This is a genomic window from Streptomyces sp. NPDC005811, assembly GCF_040630405.1.
Lineage (GTDB): Bacteria > Actinomycetota > Actinomycetes > Streptomycetales > Streptomycetaceae > Streptomyces.
This window is the reverse complement of record NZ_JBEXXK010000020.1, coordinates 120,179-137,633: the sequence shown is the minus strand read 5'-3', so window position 1 is coordinate 137,633 and position 17,455 is coordinate 120,179. Positions and strand designations below refer to the sequence as shown.

At 68.2% G+C, this 17,455-nt stretch carries 11 protein-coding genes and 5 pseudogenes; 9 read left to right on the top strand and 7 right to left on the bottom strand.

Features of this window, described 5'->3' with window-relative positions:
- Positions 1–230: 230 nt before the first annotated feature.
- Positions 231–1,544, bottom strand: a complete 1,314-nt coding sequence (locus ABZ490_RS22690; RefSeq protein WP_358992731.1) for a histidine kinase — start codon at positions 1,542–1,544, stop codon at positions 231–233.
- Between the two features lie 481 nt (positions 1,545–2,025).
- Here ABZ490_RS22690 and ABZ490_RS22685 point away from each other — a divergent pair, with 481 nt between their 5' ends.
- Entirely contained in the window at positions 2,026–2,955 is a 930-nt protein-coding gene (locus ABZ490_RS22685) for an alpha/beta hydrolase fold domain-containing protein (protein WP_358992729.1), read from the top strand.
- Positions 2,956–3,219: 264 nt separating this feature from the next.
- Here the strand turns inward: ABZ490_RS22685 and ABZ490_RS22680 are convergent, their stop codons facing one another.
- From ABZ490_RS22680 to ABZ490_RS22670, 3 genes are all read right to left on the bottom strand, one after another.
- Positions 3,220–3,876, bottom strand: coding sequence for a response regulator transcription factor (locus tag ABZ490_RS22680; protein ID WP_358992727.1), 657 nt, complete (start codon positions 3,874–3,876; stop codon positions 3,220–3,222).
- Positions 3,873–5,192, bottom strand: a complete 1,320-nt coding sequence (locus ABZ490_RS22675) for a histidine kinase (protein ID WP_358992725.1) — start codon at positions 5,190–5,192, stop codon at positions 3,873–3,875. The genes ABZ490_RS22680 and ABZ490_RS22675 overlap by 4 nt, the downstream gene beginning before the upstream one ends.
- Positions 5,193–5,325: 133 nt before the next feature.
- Positions 5,326–7,584 (bottom strand): MMPL family transporter, encoded by a 2,259-nt coding sequence (locus ABZ490_RS22670; RefSeq protein WP_358992723.1) that lies wholly within the window; start codon positions 7,582–7,584, stop codon positions 5,326–5,328.
- A gap of 258 nt (positions 7,585–7,842) precedes the next feature.
- Between ABZ490_RS22670 and ABZ490_RS22665 the strand changes: the two are divergent.
- From ABZ490_RS22665 to ABZ490_RS22655, 3 genes and pseudogenes are all read left to right on the top strand, one after another.
- Positions 7,843–9,307: pseudogene (locus ABZ490_RS22665) on the top strand (ISL3 family transposase).
- 236 nt (positions 9,308–9,543) lie between these two features.
- Positions 9,544–9,774 (top strand): hypothetical protein, encoded by a 231-nt coding sequence (locus ABZ490_RS22660; protein ID WP_358992721.1) that lies wholly within the window; start codon positions 9,544–9,546, stop codon positions 9,772–9,774.
- A gap of 220 nt (positions 9,775–9,994) precedes the next feature.
- On the top strand, positions 9,995–10,381 hold the full coding sequence (locus tag ABZ490_RS22655; RefSeq protein ID WP_358992719.1) for a nuclear transport factor 2 family protein: 387 nt from the start codon (positions 9,995–9,997) through the stop codon (positions 10,379–10,381).
- A gap of 306 nt (positions 10,382–10,687) precedes the next feature.
- Here ABZ490_RS22655 and ABZ490_RS22650 read toward each other — a convergent pair whose 3' ends face one another.
- Positions 10,688–12,304 carry a GMC family oxidoreductase N-terminal domain-containing protein gene (locus ABZ490_RS22650; protein WP_358992717.1) on the bottom strand — a complete coding sequence of 539 codons (1,617 nt, stop codon included), beginning with the start codon at positions 12,302–12,304 and terminating at the stop codon, positions 10,688–10,690.
- Positions 12,305–12,925: 621 nt separating this feature from the next.
- Between ABZ490_RS22650 and ABZ490_RS22645 the strand changes: the two are divergent.
- Positions 12,926–13,276 (top strand): annotated as a pseudogene (locus ABZ490_RS22645) (sugar-binding domain-containing protein); the annotation flags it as partial.
- A complete protein-coding gene (locus ABZ490_RS22640; RefSeq protein WP_358992715.1) occupies positions 13,245–13,439 on the top strand; it encodes a sugar-binding domain-containing protein in 195 nt (64 codons plus the stop codon). The pseudogene ABZ490_RS22645 and the gene ABZ490_RS22640, both read left to right, overlap by 32 nt.
- Positions 13,440–13,743: 304 nt before the next feature.
- Here the strand turns inward: ABZ490_RS22640 and ABZ490_RS22635 are convergent, their stop codons facing one another.
- Positions 13,744–14,565 (bottom strand): hypothetical protein, encoded by an 822-nt coding sequence (locus tag ABZ490_RS22635; RefSeq protein WP_358992713.1) that lies wholly within the window; start codon positions 14,563–14,565, stop codon positions 13,744–13,746.
- Positions 14,566–15,140: 575 nt separating this feature from the next.
- Here ABZ490_RS22635 and ABZ490_RS22630 point away from each other — a divergent pair.
- A pseudogene (locus ABZ490_RS22630) lies at positions 15,141–15,287 on the top strand (IS110 family transposase); the annotation flags it as partial.
- Positions 15,288–15,522: 235 nt separating this feature from the next.
- Here ABZ490_RS22630 and ABZ490_RS22625 read toward each other — a convergent pair.
- Positions 15,523–15,657: pseudogene (locus tag ABZ490_RS22625) on the bottom strand (IS3 family transposase); the annotation flags it as partial.
- Positions 15,658–15,694: 37 nt separating this feature from the next.
- Between ABZ490_RS22625 and ABZ490_RS22620 the strand changes: the two are divergent.
- Together ABZ490_RS22620 and ABZ490_RS22615 are read left to right on the top strand one after the other, a co-directional pair.
- A pseudogene (locus ABZ490_RS22620) lies at positions 15,695–16,536 on the top strand (MFS transporter); the annotation flags it as partial.
- A 228-nt stretch (positions 16,537–16,764) separates the two neighbouring features.
- Positions 16,765–17,385 (top strand): SDR family NAD(P)-dependent oxidoreductase, encoded by a 621-nt coding sequence (locus ABZ490_RS22615; protein WP_358992711.1) that lies wholly within the window; start codon positions 16,765–16,767, stop codon positions 17,383–17,385.
- The last annotated feature ends 70 nt before the right edge of the window (positions 17,386–17,455 follow it).

Here is a 17,455-nt window from a genome sequence, read left to right as displayed (position 1 = left end):
GCAGTACAAGCCGTCTGCGAACACCTTCGAACCACAGTCGAGTCACGCACTCGTAGTTGCGCCGAAGCGTCGAGGCGGCACGCGGTGTCGGCTTCAGTGGTGAACGGGCAGGGGGCACCGGCGGACGTGGCCTCGGCCTTGGGAGCGGAGGCCACGTCCCTCCGGAAGGCTGACGACTCGACCGCTGGCTGTAGCGAGTTCAGGCGTGCGTGCCGCCGAGTCGGCGGAGGTCATGCCGGGTGTGTGTCTGCGGCCGTGTTCGTGGGCGGGGTAGGAAGAAGAATGGCTCGAACACTCCAGCCGCCTTCGGAGTTGGGACCGGCGGTGACCGTCCCTTGGTAGAGCGCGGCGCGTTCACGCATGCCCAGAAGGCCCTGACCGCCGCCTTCCCAAGAAGGATCCCGTTCGATGGCGATTGGACCCGTATCCTCGACAGTGACGTGTACGGCATCCTTCTCCGCGATCAAGGAGACACGGACGGTGGTGTCGGAGACGGCGTGCTTGAGGGTGTTCGTCAGGGCTTCCTGGACTATGCGGTACAGGGCGAGTTGCAGCCCTGCGGGCAGGCCGGTGAGGTCACCGGCCGTATGGAGGCCGACGTCGGGACCGGCCGCACGGGCCCGTTTCAGCAGCGCATCGAGATCACTGATACCCGGCTGGGGGCGAAAGGGCGTCTCATGAGGTCCCTCCTCGCGAATCTTGGTGAGGAGCAGGCGAAGGTCGGCCAGGGCGCCGCGTCCGCTGTCAGCGATGATCCGCAGTGTGTCCGCGGTCTGCTTCGGCTTGGTCTCGGCCAGCCCTGCCGCACCGTCGGCCAGACCGACCACGACGGCAAGGGTGTGGCCGAGGATGTCGTGCATCTCCCGGGAGATGCGTGCCCGCTCCCTGGCCTCCGTGAGGCGGGCCCGCTGGTCGCGCTCCACCTCCAGACGCACGGCCTGGTCCTCCAGGGCGGCGATGTACGAGCGCGCCACCCGGCCTGCCAGCCCCAGGCCGGCCATTGCGAGGATGCAGAGCACCAGGTCGGTGGTCACCGCCAGGGGGCTGTCGATCCGTTCGATACGCCTGTCCGGCGCGAACGTCATGATCGTCACGATGGTCTGGGGGACGGTGATCGCAACGGCGACGGCCAACTGGACCGGCGGTGCGAACCGGGCAAGGTTGTACAGCATGATCAGTTGCGCGACGAAATGAGCGTAGGTGAGAACCCCGGAGACGGCCTCCGCCATGGAGAAGGCCGTGATGACGGCGAAGACCAGGAAGGGATGACGCTCCCGCGCGAGCAGCGGGACAGTGAACCCGATCATCACCGTGAGCGCTACCGGGAAACCCGGATCGGCCCCGGCGGCACTGTCCACAAGACCCGGGACAGCGAGAGCCGCGCACACCAGTGGCGCCGCCCACTGCCTGAACCGGGGGTGCTCTTGGCCGGCTCGCTGTATCGATATCAGCCAGGCCAGCAGCCGCACTACTGTGCGATGCTCCGGGCCGCCCAGAAGACTACTGGGTTCCACCGGGCGGACCTTCGAGAAGGTGGTGGTCACTGGATGCGTCTCCGGAATGCATGCGGACCGTCCGCCACCCCTGAGTGGAAAGGACCTGGGGACGGCGGCTGACAGGAAGCGGCTCACGCCCGCGATCCGTTCTCGTCGCGGAAGAAGTGCGGAGGGGCCATCGCGCAGCCCATATGTCACGTTAAAGGCGTCGCCTCGACAACGCACAGCACCGGAGAACCCAAAACCAGGACGGCGGTTACTACCACGGTAGGGGGCGTCTTCCTCCGAAGGGACACACTCCGAGCGCCGCAGCGCCCACCTGTCCTTTCGGACCGGACCACTCCTACTCAAGTACCAGTCAGGCCCGTCGTTTTCGGTTCTCGGGTGCCCTGCTCGCCCCGTAAGAGACAACTAGCCTGGACACACGCCACAGGGCACCACGGGCGGGGCCGGCAGAGCAGGGGGTTGCGCTGGTGACCGCCCCTCGAAGCGGCGAGCCCGGCGTACCATCCCACCGAACGGAGCTGTCATGTCTCTCCTGGCCCGGCCGGCGCTGGCCTTTCCCGCCGCCAAAGTGATGCAGCGTCTGAACGCCCTGCTGTCGGACCGACACGTCACATCCTCCCTGTACAAACGTTATCCGGAGTATCCCCGGAACACACACGAGCTGATCGTCCCGACCTCCATCGCCCCGTCCCGCGCCGTGGTGTACGTCCCCGACCGTCCCGACGGCGCGCCTCTGCCGCCGGTCCACGTGAACTTCCACGGTGGCGGATTCGTCCTGCCGCCTGTGGAGCTGGACGACCCGCTGTGTCGATTCCTCGTGGCCGAAGCGGGTGCGGTGGTGGTGAACGTGGATTACGTCGTCGCGCCGCAGCACCCGTTTCCCGCGCCGCCTCACCAGGCTTACGAGGTCGTCGAGTGGGTGGCCGGACACGGCGCCGAACACGGCTGGGACGGCAGCCTCCTCACGGTGGGCGGGCAGAGCGCCGGAGGTGCCCTCGCGGCGGCAGTGGCCCGTCAGGCACTGGAAAGGGGAGGTCCCTCCATCGCCCTCCAGATCCTGCACTATCCCCCTCTGGACCTCGTCACCGGTGCGAGAGAGAAGCGCTCGGTCATCGCCAAGCCGCTACTGCGCCCATGGATGGCGGACATCTTCGACACCTCCTACGTGCCGGACCCGACGGTGCGCAGCGATCCCCTGGCCTCCCCCGCCCATCCCTCCGACACCGCCGACCTGACCGGCATCGCCCCGGCCTTCGTCATTACGCCGGAACACGACCTCCTCCGTGCCGAGGGCACTCGCTACGCCGAGCGGCTGCGTGGCGTCGGGGCGCTCTGCGGCCACATCGACGTGCCGGGGGCTGACCACGGCTACGACCAGAACGACGCCGAAACGGCCAGAGGGGTCTACGGCCTGATGGCCCAGCACATGCGTCAGGCGGTGCACTCCGGCTGATCGCGTACCGCCCGACCGGAATCGACGAGTGGGGTACCAGCCGACTGCTTCTGGCTGGTACCCCACTGATGTGCGGGGGTCAGGTTCCGGACCCCGTGCCCACCTGAACGGGAAATCGTCGACGACCTCGGTCTCGGGCGCTTTGGCAGCAGTCGGTGTCTTTCTCGTATCGTCCCCCAGCTCCGAGAGCACCCCGATCGCGCAGGGCCGGATCCGGCGACCACGGCCCTATTCCGGCTTCGTGAACCAGACCGCGCCGGTTGCTCATGCCGGCCGGACGAGCCCCACGTCGTAGGCGAAGATGACCGCCTGGACCCGGTCCCGGGCACCGATCTTGGCGAGGATGCGGCTGACGTGGGACTTCACGGTGGTCTCGGCCAGGTGCAGGTGTTCGGCGACCTCAGCATTGCTGCATCCGGTGGCGACCGCGGTGAGAACCTCGATCTCACGCTCGGTGAGGGCTTCCAGCTGGCGCGCCTGCTCGGGGGTGTGGCCGGGCAGGCGAGTGGTGAAGGCGTCGATGAGTTTGCGGGTCAGCCCGGGTGAGATCACCGCGTCCCCCGCCGCGACCGCGCGAATACCGGCGAGGAGTTCTTCGGGCAGGGCGTCCTTGAGGAGGAAACCGCTGGCTCCGGCGCGCAGGGCGTCGTAGGCGTATTCGTCCAGGTCGAAGGTGGTCATGACCAGCACGCGGGAGCGGCCACCGGAGGTGACGATGCGGCGGGTCGCCTCGATGCCGTCCATGCCGGGCATGCGTACGTCCATCAGGACGACGTCCGGGTGGAGTTCGGCCGTCATACGTACCGCTTCGGCGCCGTGCGTGGCTTCGCCGACGACGGTCAGGTCGGGGTGCTGTTCCATGAGCATGCTGAAGCCGAGGCGTTGCAGGGCCTGGTCGTCGACGATGAGGACAGTGGTCATGCCGGGTGCTTCTCCGTAGGCGTAGGCGTGTCGGTGGGTGGGAGGAGGTGCAGTTCCGCTCGGACGCTCCAGCCGCCCCGGGAGTTCGGGCCGGCAGTCACGGTCCCCTGGTAGAGCAGGGCGCGCTCGCGCATACCGAGGAGCCCCTGTCCCCCGTCGTAGTGAGGGCGCTTGCGCCGGGGACACGCAGGGCCACTGTCTTCGACAGTGACACGCACCGCGTGGGAGGTCGCCACTACGGTCACGTCGACCGTTGTCACGAGGGTGGCGTGCTTGAGAGTGTTGGTCAGTGCTTCCTGGACGATGCGGTAGACGGTGAGCTGGAGTCCTGCGGGCAGGCCGACGAGTTCCCCTTCGGTGTGCAGGGTAACGGCGGGGCCGGCGGCCCGGACCCTTTCCAGGAGGGCGTCGAGGTCGGTCAGGCCGGGCTGGGGTGCCAGCCGGGAGTCGCAGGACGCGGTGCCCCGCTCGCGGAGAGTGCCGAGGAGCCGACGCAGCTCCGCCAGGGCACCGCGGCCGCTGTCGGCGATGATCAGCAGTGTCTCGGCACCGCGCTTGGGGTTGGCCTCGGCCAGTCCGGACGCACCGTCGGCGAGACCGACCATGACACCGAGGGTGTGGCCGAGGATGTCGTGCATCTCCCGGGAGATGCGGGCGCGCTCCGCCGCTTCCGCGAGCCGGGCCCGCTGGTCGCGCTCCACCACCAGCCGTACCGCCCGGTCCTGCAGGGCGGTGATGTACAGGCGTGCCACCCGGCCGCCCAGCCCGAGTCCCGCCATCGCGAGCATGCACAGCGACAGCATGACGGCCAGAGCCAGGGCGGTGGTGATGCGCTTGAGCTGTACGTCGGAGGAGAAGGCGAGCATGGTGATCACCGTCTGGGGTACGACGGCCGAAACGGCCCCTGCCAGAGCGAGGGGCGTTGCGAAGCGCGCCAGGTTGTACAGCATGATCAGCTGGGCGAGGAAGTGCGCGTTGGTCAGCACGCCACAGGCGGCCTCCGCCACGGAGAAGCCCGTGACGACTGTGAACACCAGAACAGGACGGCTCTGGCGCCACAGCAGCGGGACGGTGATTCCGGCCAGCAGGCCCAGTGAGACCGGGAGCGTGGGCCCCGGGCCGGGGTATTCCATCAGGGGCTGGAGACCGAGCACGGTGCACAGGATCGGTATCCCCCACCTCCTGACATGGGGGTAGGCCTGGTCCGCCCGGCCCAGGGAGACCAGCAGAGTCAGGACCCGGACCACCGTGCGGTCCTCGGAGCTGCCGAGCAGGGTGCCGGGTTCGGCTGGGGAGTTTTTCGATGCTGAGGTCACGGCGTGTGTCTCCGAGGTACCGGCTGACCGTCCGTCGGCCCTTGGGGGGAGCAAGGACCGACGGACGGCGTCTGAAAGGGGCTCCCACTGCCGTGGGATCACTTACGCCGGGCCACTGTATGCGGCGCGGTGGTCAGTCCTGGCCCCAACGGGCAGGCGCGAGCAGCCTGTCCTCAGCACTTCCGCGCCCGGGTTCCCCGTCGGGCCCTGTCGTGTCGGTCGGCCCGTCCAGGACGTGCCGCAGTTTCTCGCCCTCGACATCGACGTTGGGCAGGATTCGGTCCAGCCACTGAGGCAGTACCCAGGCCCGGCGGCCCAGCAGTGCCATGACCGCGGGCACGATCGTCATACGGACCACGAAGGCGTCGAAGAGGACAGCCGAGGCGAGACCCAGACCGATGGACTTGATCAGTGCGGCGTCGGCGAGCAGGAATCCGGCGAAGACGGAGATCATGATGATCGCCGCGGCCGTCACCACACGGGCGCCGTGCCGGAAGCCCGCGACCACCGCCTCCGTGGGCTCGGCACCGTGGACGTACTCCTCCCGCATCCGGGTGACGAGGAAGACCTGGTAGTCCATGGCGAGGCCGAAGACCACGCCGATCATGAAGATCGGCATCACGCTCACGATGGGCGCGGTGGTGTCGACGCCGAAGACGTCCTTGAGCCAGCCCCACTGGAAGACCGCGACCAGGACGCCCAGGGTCGCCACCACACTGAGCAGGAAGCCCAGCGTCGCCTTGACCGGTACCAGGATGGAGCGGAACACGAGCAGGAGCAGGATCAGCGCCAGGCCTACGACCACCACGAGGTAGGGCACGAGAGCGTCGCCGAGCTTGTCGGAGACGTCGATGTTCAGGGCTGTCGTACCGGTGATCACGACCTCCGCGTCCGTGCCCTTCAGCACGGCCGGGGCGGTGGTGTCACGGATCTCCCCGACCAGGTCCACCGTCTCCTGGCTGTTCGGGGAGCTCTTGGGGACAGCCCGGATCAGGGCCACGTCGCCCGAGGTGTTGAACACGGCCGGGCTCACAGAAGCGACATCAGGCAGCTTGCCCAGCGCGGTGACCGCCTGCTCGGCGGCGGCCTGGGGGGCCTTGCTGTCCCGGGCGTCCACGACGACCGTGAGCGGGCCGTTGTAGCCCGGGCCGAATCCCTTGCTCAGAGTGTCGTACGCGACCCGCTGGGTACTGCCCGCGGGAGCCGTGCTGTCGTCCGGCATGCCCAGGCGCATCGACAGAGCCGGGATGGCCAGCACACCGAGCACGGCGACCGAGACCACAAGCGCCCGCCACGGGTGGCGGATGACGTGCCCCACCCAGCGCACACCCATCGACTCGCCCTCGCCGCGCTCCAGCGCCCGCATGCGCTTGGTCTGGAGGTTGCCCTTCATGATGCGCGTCCCCGCGAAGCCCAGCAACGCGGGCAGCAGGGTCAGGGCAACGACCACGGCCACGACGACCGCGAACGACGCCGCCAGGCCCAGGTCCGTCAGCAGCCGGATGCCGACGACGCCGAGGCCGGCCAGCGCGATCACCACGGTCAGACCGGCGAACACGACCGCTGATCCGGCCGTCCCCAGGGCTCGCCCGCAGGCGTCCTCCGGCTCGTGGCCCGCCCTGATCTCGCTGCGGTAGCGGGAGACGATGAACAGGGCGTAGTCGATGGCGACCGCCAACCCCAGCATCAGCGCGAGCGTCGACGCCGAGGAGCTCATGTCCCAGATCGCGGTCGCGACGGTGATCGACAGGATCGCGATGACAACGCCCAGTAGGGCGGTCAGCAGCGGCAGACCGGCGGCGAGCAGCGAGCCGAAAGTGATCACCAGCGCCACGGCGGCCACCGCGAGACCGATCAGCTCGCCAGCATTGGCCCCCTCCTTCTCGTTGACCGCGTTGCCGCCCAGGCTCACCGCCAGACCCGCCTTCTCGCCCTTGTCGGCGACGGCGTGCAGGGCGTCCCGCGCCTCGGCGGTGACGTCGGCCTGGGCAACCCTGTACGTCACTTGGGCGTAGGTGATGCTGCCGTCCCGACTCATCAGACGACCGGGGTACGGGTCGCTGACGCTCGCCACCTGGGGAGCCTTCTTGAGGTCGGCGATCAGCGACTCGACCTCAGTCCTGTTCGCCCCGGACGTCAGCTTCTGCCCGTCGGGGGCCTCGAAGACGACTCGGGCGGTGGCACCCAAGGCAGACGCCTCCGGAAACTCCTTGTCGAGCAGGTCGAGCGCCTTCTGCGACTGGGTGCCGGGAATCGTGAACTGGTCCGACGTTGCGCCGGACACACTCGCGGAGCCAATGCCGACCACCGCCAGAACGGCGATCCACAGCATCACCATGAGGCGTCGTCGTCTGAAGGCGAACCGGCCGACTCTGTAGAGGAAGGTGGCCACAGAAGTACTCCCACTTGGGAACAACGGGACGGATTGACGAGAACTGGGGTCTGCTTGACCCGGTTCTCACGCTAGGCGCTCAAATCCGGCCGCTTACGGCACCGGGGAAGCGAATACGCCGCTGCCGCCTCCTACTCCAGTAGTGGCCGCCCTCCTCCCAAAGCACGCGGAGAACTTCGGCACGACAGCGTCCTGCCAGGCCCGGGGCCGCTTGCCGCCCCTGGCTACACACGCTGTCCGGCCCCCTTTGTCGGTGTGGTGTTTTCGGGGCTGTCCGCCCTCGTCGTCGAGAGCGTGACGGACGAGGGCGAAGTCATCCGGGTGTCGGCGCGGACCCGGGACGATCCGGTGCCGTGCCCAGCGTGCGGGCAGCCGACGGGACGGGTGCACGGCTTCCACGGGCGGGTGGTCGCGGATACGTTCCGTGAGCAGGTTCCTGATGTCGTGAAGCGCTACCAGCGTCGCGCCAACCGCCTGGCCGACCAACTCGGCTGCCTGGCTAAGGAGTTAGCGGGCCGGGCGGGCGCCCGCCTCTCCCATGTGCTTGCCTGCGCGATCTCCCGCTCGACCGCGCTGCGCATGCTCATACGCAGAGCGCTGCCGCCGCTGCGCGTCCCGCGCGTGCTCGGCGTCGATGACTTCGCCCTCAAGCGCCGGCACCGCTGCGCCACCGTGATCATCGACGCCGAGGGCGGCGAGCGGATCGACGTCCTGCCCGACCGTACCGCCCAGACTCTGGTCGCGTGGCTGCGCGAGCATCCCGGGGCCGAGTGCGTCTGCCAGGACGGCTCCGGCTCTTACGGCAAGGCGATCCGCCAGGGCCTGCCCGAAGCGGTGCAGGTCAGCTACAGGTGGCATCTGTGGAGCAATCTGTGCGGCAAGGTCCTGGCCGAGGTCCGCTCCCACGCCGCCCGCTGGGCCACCGCCGTGAACACCGCCCGGCCCGGAAGCAATACGTGAGCAGACTTCGCGCGAGCGTTGGCAGCAGGTCCACCAGCTGCTCGGCGAGGGTGTGGGCCTGCTCGAATGCGCCCGCCGCCTCGATGTCGCTCTGAACACCGTCAAGCGGTACGCCCGTAGGAAGGAGCCCACCGGCGACCGCCGTGCACCTCGCCACAAGCCCAGGCTCGTCGCCCCCTACCGCGACCACCTGCGCGCCCGCCGCGCGGAAGACCCGTCCGTCCCCGTCCTCCAGCTCTTCCGGGAGATCGAGGAACTGGGCCATACCGCGAGCCTCAACCTGCTCTACCGCCGTATCACCCAGGGCCGCGCCGAGGGCGACAAGCCGGTCACCACCCCGCAGCGCTTCGCCCACCTCCTACTCACCCGCCCCGAGAACCTGCGCGACAAGGACATCGCACTACTGCGGCACCTCACCCAAGCCGGCCCCGAGAGGACCGAACTCGCCCGCCTCACCGGCGAGTTCGCCCAGCTACTGACGCCGGCGGAGGGCAACGACGCCACGCTCACCGACTGGATCACCACGGTGCGCGCCGCCGACCTGCCGCACCTGCGCCCCTTCGTGAACGGCTTGGACCTCGACCGCGCCGCCGACGCCGGACTCACCACCCCGTACCACAACGGCCGCACCGAGGGCGTCAACACACGAACCAAGCGGATCACGAGGCAGATGCAGGGCCGTGCCGGGTTCGCCCTGCTCCGCCACCGCATCCTCCTGGTCGCGACGCGGTGGAGCGGGCCCGGTCGAAGGGGTTGCAGCTGATCGGGCAGGGCGGGTTGCGCAGTAGCCGACCAGGCGGGTCTTGGAATCCACCCTTTAAAGGTGAGATCACCGATCACCTCGGCTATGAAGGAGATCCGGGAAGAGGTGGCACGGTTGCGCGAGGAGGCCGGGCGGCACTTCAGCGCTTGGCGGATGCCCGTGTGGCCGTGGCTGAGGTGCTGGCGGAGCCGCCTTTCGCGGTCGCGGCGCCGGTGATGCCCAGACGGGCCGCAGGCATGACGGCGACAGTCCTGCCTCCGGACTACCAGCAGATCATGTCCGTGCTGGAGTCGGATGCGGCCCGGGAGGGTAAGCGGTGCCAGCAGCTGGCCGCGGCCCCGGGCCTTCAGGCGGTCCCGGCCAAGGTCGAGGGGCTGCGGTCGATGGCGCAACGCCTGGTGGGACGGGGCTGGGCGCTCCAGATTCGGCCGGGGGTGTGCACGCCGCTCGGGGCGTCGGCCGGCTGAAGGCGCCCGGCCGGCGCCCGGCCAGGCGGCCGCTCATGAGCATGGCCATCGACCACGGCACCATGGCCTCGTGCTTGGCGGGCAGCGTCTCGTGTTCGCGCACCGGGCGGCGCGAGCGCATCAGCCGGCTCAGCGTTCTCTCCACCACCCACCTGCGCGGCAGCACCACGAACCCGCTCATGTCGTGGGTGCGCTTGCGGAGCCGCCTATAGTGCTCGTCATGTCCGATGCTGATCTCGAACGCAACAAAGCCACAGCCAAGGCGTTCTACGACCTGATGTTCAATCAGTGCCGTCCCGCGGAGGCCCTGGAGAGGTACGTGGGCGCCACGTACATCCAGCACAACCCGGAGGTGGCCGACGGCAAGCAGGCTTTCATCGACTATTTCGAGCGGATGGCCGCCGGATACCCCGGGAAGCGCGTGGAGTTCAAGCGCGCCTTCGCCGAGGGCGACCACGTCATCCTGCACTGCCATCAGGTGTGGCCGGAGGAAGAATATGCAGGCATCGACATCTTCCGCTTCGACGCTGATGGAAAGATCGTCGAGCACTGGGATGTGCTTCAGGTCATTCCCCCCAGTTCCAAGAACGACAACACGATGTTCTGACGGTCGGTAGTACCTGGCGGCTGCCGGCCGGTCGTCGGGGCGTTCGATGAGATGACCGTCCCGTAAGCGGGTGCCACCGCGGGACCGGGGCGACGAGGTGGGGTGCGGTGATCGCGCGCCACCGGGTCTGGGGCGACTCGACGAGCTCGATCACCAATGCTCCGCTCGACCACCCAGTGCCTTTTCACGACGTGAAATCCACGATTTCGCAGTGAAGTAAGTCTCGCGCCGCCGTCGGACAGGTGTTGCCGTCCGGCATCTCCTGAGCCCGAACGGCCCGCCGGACGGGATCCCGTCAGTTCGGGCTCACTGCGCCGTACGCAGGAGCTCCGCCGCGCGTTCGGCCACGAACACCGTCGGGGCCATGGTGTGTCCGCGGATGATGGTGGGGAACACCGATGCGTCCGCGATCCGCAGCCCTTGCACTCCGCGCACGCGCAGCTGCGGGTCGGTCACTGCGAAGGGGTCTGACGAGTCGCCCATTTTCGCCGTCCCCACTGGGTGGAAGGCGGTGGTGGCGTCGTCGCGTACGAGCTTCTCGTACACCTCGTCCGAGGCATCGACGGGTGGATGCACCTGCTCCGTGTACGGGGCCAGGGAGGGCGACTGGGTGATCTTGTGGGAGGCCCGGAGTCCCCGGACGAACGTGGCCAGGTCCTCGGGATGGCTGAGATACCGGGGGTCGATGACGGGGTGCTCCTCGGGGTCGGTGGACGCCAGCCGGACCGTGCCGCGGCTGCGGGGCTGCAGCAGGATGGCCGCGATCGTGTATCCGCTGCGGCCCGCGATGTCCTCGCCGCTGAAGAGGGTTCCGTCGCCCAGGTCCGGGTTGTACTGGAACATCAGCTCGAAGTCGGGGCCGGGGAGGCCGGGAGTCGTGGCCACGAAGCCGACGCCGTTCTGCTGCCAGTAGGCTGCAGGGCCGGTCCGGCCGGCCCGCCACTCGGCGAGCGTCGCCTCGTCCGTATTGGCGGGGTACGAGCCCTCGACGCCTGGCCGGGCGACACCACGCACCGGCGCGAACAGGTGGTCCTGGAGGTTCTCGCCAACTCCCGGCGCATCGGCGACCACGTCGATGCCGTGCTCGCGCAGGTGCCCGGCAGGGCCGACGCCCGACAGCATCAGCAACTGCGGAGTGTTGATCGCGCCGGCCGACAGGACGACCTCCCGGGTCGCGGAGACCTCGTGGTCGCGCCCGTCCTTCCGGTAGACCACTCCGGTGGCCCGGGTGCCGTCAAAGGAGACGCGTCGCGCGAACGCCCGGGTGATGATCGTGAGGTTCGGGCGTGACCGGACGTCCTCACCGAGGTAGGCGTCCGCGATCGTCTGGCGATATCCTTCGGGGAAGATCGTCTGGTAGCGGTCCGCGACATACGGTGATTCAGCGTCGACATCGCCGCGCGGGCCGTAGCCCGCCTCGGTGAAGCCCTCAAGGAGCGTGTCGGCCAGCGCGGTGGGGGCGGGCAGGTCGGCCATGCCGACGGGACCACCGCTCCCACGCCATTCGGAGGGCCCCCGGTCGGTGTCCTCGATCTGGCGGAAGACGCGGAGCGCGTTCTCGAACGCCCAGCCCTTGTCGCCGACGAGGCCGGCCCAGCCGTCGTAGTCGGCCTGGGAGCCGCGCAGCCAGGCGCCCACGTTGATGGCGGTGGAGCCGCCCATCACCCGGCCCCGGGGGACGTAGATCTGCCGCCCGTTCAGCTCGGGTTGTGCGGTGGTCGCGTAGCCCCAGTCGGCTTCGCCGCCCCATAGCAGGAAGAACGCGCCCTGCATGCGTCCCCTGTCATCGGTATTCTCCCCTCCCGCTTCGAGGAGAACGACCGTGACTTCCGGGTTCTCGCTCAGTCTTGCGGCGAGTACGGGACCCGCCGCTCCGGCACCGACGATCACGTAATCAGCGACATTCGTATCCGCATTGGTCATATGCGCTCCAGAGAACATCGCCGTTCTCTCCGGGCTTCGCCACTGGGCGAAACAGGCGAAGCAGTTCACACTGCGAGAGTTCGGCGGGTGCCAACGCGTCCGCATCCGGTCGCGCATTCAGAAGGCTATCCGGACTGTGGCCGACCGCATTGTGAAAATTGGCCTAGGCGCAGTCAAAAACGGACAGGATCATTATGAAGATGCCGCGGTGGCGGAGCGGCGGGACGCCCGCGCGTCCGGCCATCAGCCGCTTCTGCCAGGTCGGTGATGCGGCCCTCGTTGACACCGGAGGCGAGCGGGGTGGTGATGTCCTGCACGACCGCCGCCAGGTCCTCGCGGAGCGCACTGGCCGGGCTGGCCGGTGCGGGAAGGCGGGAGGCCGCGAGGTGATCGAGCCAGTCCGGCAGCGGGGTGGCATCGCGACTTCCTCGACAGCGAGGACTTGCCGGAACACTCCCGCACGCCGCTGCGCGCCCTCGGATCGGCGGCCGCGAGCTACGTGGAGACCGCCTTTCCCTCGGCGACCTGATCGGGGGTCTCGACCTGGAGCAAGACTCTGCTCGCCGCCATCGAGACAATGCAGCCCGCCAGATCACCGGGTGCCCCCAGGTCGTCCAGCTCATGGGCGGTATCGGCGACCCTCAGAGTCAGGTGCAGGCGACCCGTCTCACCGCCCGACTCGCCGAACTCACCTACGCCACCCCGCTCTTCGTCCGCGCGTCGAGCCTCGTCGGCTCCGCGCGGGCCCGCCTCTCTCTGCGGCAGGATCCGGCAGTGTTGGAGGTCAGCGAGGCATGGCAGCAGCCCAGTGCTGTCCTGGTGGGCATCGGAAGCCTCGAACCGTCGCCCTTGCTCCACCTCAGCGGCAACGCGGTAGCCGAAGAGGAGATCGCCCGACTGCGCGCCCTGGACGCGGTGGGCGACATCTGCCAGTGCTTCCATGTCGACGCGGGCCTGGGCGAGCGGACGATCGGCATCTCTGTCGACCAACTGCGTACGGTCCCGCGCCGCATCGCCGCCGCCTGCGGCGGGCGAGCGCAAGTACACGGCCGTACGCGCCGCCGTACGCGGCTGCTGGATCACCGTGCTGATCACCGACATCACGACGGCTCGGCGCCTGCTCGACGAACCCTGACCTCGACGGTGGGGCGAATCCTCGGCCGCCCGGCCTCGCCCCCCACATCCCGAATCCGCACAATGGGGACGACGGCCGAACGAACGCGGCATCTTTCGGCCTAGTGCCCCGTGATCCGGTTCTTGTCAGTTCGAGTTGGTTTCGGGTTGAGGTTCCAGGAGTCGATGCAGGCGCGGCGCGGATCTGATTCACCTCCCGGCGCCGTTCGCTCGGCGGCAACCATCGCGCCTGAAGCCGCCCCTCCCGCGCGGTTGTTCCCGGCGAGATCCGCTCGCCGGGAACGGCCCGGGTTCGTCAGGCGGTGTCAGCAGCGGTCGGAGCTGTTCACCGCACGATCGCGGGCCACGTATTGGCCCTTCGGCGTGCCGTCGGGGTTGAGCACGTTGCCCACAGCGTCGTAGTAGGCGCCGTAGGACGTGATCTCGTTGTAGCCACGGCCGCGCCAGGAGTAGGAGTCGACCTGCTTGTGGGTACCCGGCGCACCCCACGAGTAGCGGGTGACGTGGAAGACGGGGTTGCTGCGCACGGTGCGCATGAGCGGGCGGAGCGCCATCCAGCCCACCCGCTTCGGCGGGACGGTGATGCCGGTGGTCGTGGACCAGCCCGAGGACTTCGCGTACGACCAGCTACGGGTGTAGCTGGCACCGGCCTCGACCGAGAGGACCTTCTCGATGATGCCCCACTCGATCTTCGCCGAGCCGGTGACGCTGTTGGTGGTCGTGCTGGTCGTACTGCCATTGAGCTGAAGGTTCTGGCTCAGTTGGGAACCGGAGCTGCAGTTGACCAGGGTGTTGCTGACCTGCTTCTCGGCTCCGGTCCAGGTCCAGCTGGACGACTGCGGGTAGCTGCAGTAGCCCTCGAAGCGTTCCCAGGGGTACGGGATGCTCTCGCCCGGGATGCCATGGAGGCCGTCCTCCATGACCTCACCCGTCTGGATGTTGAGCCACCAGTAGGTGGGCCAGTCGTTCCGGCCGTTGCAGATGGTCATGAGGAGTTTGTCGGTGTTGAACGGTTCGATGCCTCTGAGGTTGGTCGCGGCGTCGGCCGGCGACACGAACGCCAGGACCGACGCCAGGCTCGTCGCTCCCGCCACTGCGGCGCGTTTGATGGTGGTGCGTGAAATCACGTACGGATTCCCCTGCTCTTCCAGTGCTCGTCCAGGAAAAGTGAACGCGACGTCAGTGTCGCGTCGGTGATCTACCCCGCGCCGCGGCCGCGTGAGGTCGGAGCGCCGCCTGTACGGTTGTGCGCCGCGTAGGACAGGTTCATCGCCTCTGGGCACCGGCGATACTAGAGAGCGAAACGATTGATCAGCAATGCCGATTCATGGGATCAATCATTCGCCATTGCGACGCGCTGGGTACCACCACGCGACGGCAGCAGATCGGACGATATGCCGCAAAACAGTCAATCACGGTCGCCTGCATGTCGGATTCGAGCAGGTGAAAAGCCATCAGGCGGCTCGCAGCAGGGTGGACCCGAAGGTCGACACGAGGATCTTCACGTCGCAAACATGGGATGTAATGTGCGGGAGAAGTGTCGCGTCGCCGTTCCGTGGCCGTTGTCGGCCGAGCTCCTGATGTTCATCCAGGGCCGACGGACGACTTTCAGCCTGACCACTCCGTTCGGTCTGTGTTCAGGAACTGAGGTGGATCACGACGCGGTTCTGTTTCCACGACCGGTGTCGAGCCGACCCCGCACCGGAAAGCCGGTCGCCGCACGCTCGCTGAGGTGATCCGACCCAAGGCTCCGCGCATGGCCCAGCGGCTGATCGACGAGGTCTTCGACGCGCTCGACGAGCAGACCGTCGCGGTCCCGGGCGCCGGCACCCTCGACGTCGTGATCCCGTGCCTACTGCGTTTTTCGCTGGTTCTGTGATGCTTGGAGGTGGATTGTTGGGTCGGTGTGGGTGAGGAAGGACCATGCGAGTTGTTCGCTGGAGCAGATTCGGTGGATGCCGCGCTCGGCTGCATCGGCGACGTCGGCGAGGTGGCCTGCGGCAAAGTTGGCGAGCTCGCATGCTTTGATGGCCGACCACAGTTTGAGCTGCCCCGAGTTTCGTAGAGTCCGGCGATCTTGTTTCAATGCCGTTCAGCGCCTCGGCCATGGCGTTGTCATGCGAGTCCGCGACGGAACCGGCAGATGCGGAGGCGCCGATGTCGGCCGACCGGTCGGTGTAGCGAATCGACACATATTGCGACCCCATGTCGCTGTGGTGTCGCGTTGGCCATGGTCGGCCTCGGCCTGGCGGACCCAAGGGAGCCGACTGGGGCTGGAGCAGCACTGCCCCCTAGGCCTGTTCGTCGCCGCGGCGATCGTGCTGCTCCTGCGGGGACGTTTCGAACTGCGCGTCAGCGTGCCGCTGGTCGATCTGCGTACCACCGCCCGTCCCCAGCTGCTGTTCGCCAACCTCGTGTCCGTCGCCATCGGCTTCTCGATGCTCGCGCTGTCCCTGGTCATGCCGCAGCTGCTGCAACTGCCTGAGCAGACCGGCTACGGCATGGTCAAGGACCTGTTGACCGTCGGTCTGGCCACGGCGCCGACGGGCCTGGTGATGATGGCCACGGCCCCGCTCTCCGCGCGCATCACCAAGACACGCGGCCCCAAGGTCACTCTGGTGATCGGCGCGCTGGCCGTGGCCGCCGGCTACGGGATCGGCATCGTGCCGATGTCCGAGATTGGCAGCTGGTCGTGGTCGGTTGCATGGTCGGCGAAGGGATGGGGCTGGCGTACGGCGCCATGCCCGCGCTCATCATGGGCGCCGTACCGGTGTCCGAGACCGCCGCCGCCAACAGCCTCAACACCCTGATGCGTTCCCTCGGCACCTCTTTCTCCGGCGCTGTCGTCGGCGTGGTCCTGGCGCAGATGCCCACCGCCTTCGCGGGCCGCGCCCTTCCGTCGGAGAACGGCTTCAGGACCGTCCTGGCCATCGGCGCCGGCGCCCGGCGCGCTGTGCTGCGCGCTCGCCGCCTTCCTGCCCCGCCAGCAGCCCGGCACACGCACCGGCCAAACCGTCGAAGCCCGCAAAGACCACCTCATGACGCCTGGTGCAGGTATTCGGCTTTCGGACCCCAATCTTTCGGATGAGGGCCAGTAGTACTGCAGTAGCAATCGCCGTCTTCCGATTCACCTCTGGAGAACGGGGGAAACCGGCAAACCATTCCTATAGTGGGATGGACCCCGAAAGACTCCCACTCGTAGCTCGATGCGCTCCGTTGCGCGCCACCCGCGAAGCGACAGAGTGGTTTGCAATCCGTTGTGATGCCCGAATTCGAAGCGCTCATCACCGCGGTTTTGCCAGCCCCAGATTAAGACAGGAGCACGCATGCGCATCAAGAATGGGCAGGTCGCCGTCATCACCGGAGGGGCCAGCAGAACAGGCTACGGCCTCGCCGAAGCCCTCGCCGACCGGACCATCGCCGCGTACGGGCGAGCGGACCTGGTCTGCAACAACGCCGGCGTCGTCTCCACTCCTGCTCCCGTCCGGGAACAAGAGGCGCGCACTTGGGAGTTGATGATCGGCGTCAAGGTGCTCGGAGTCGTCCACGGTGTCAAGGCCTTCGCTCCCCTGCTCATCGAGCAGGGCACGGGCCATTTCCTCAACACCGCATCCTCCGGAGGTCCCGCTCCCCTTCCCGACCTCACGCCGTACACCACCACCATGCACGCGGTCGTGGGGCTGACCGAGACGCTCGATATCGATCTGCGGGGCGGCGCTCCCGCATCGGTGCAGAACGTCGCCGTACGCTGCGGCGCGAAACTCACTCCGCGCGAGGTCGCGGAGCCGGCGATCGGCGCCATCGAGGCCGACCGGTCCATGTCGCCCTCGGCGGCGACGTCGCCGAGCGAGCGCAGGCCCGCGTCAAGGCCCTGCTCGCCGTCATCGCCGAGTGCTGACGCGGCATGTATCGCGACCAACTGCCCGCAGGCTCAGTGCCCCGGATGACGACGCCTGTCGGCCGTTTCCGGTGGACTCCGGAAGTGACCGCGATTCCCCACGGCGTCCAAGGAACCGC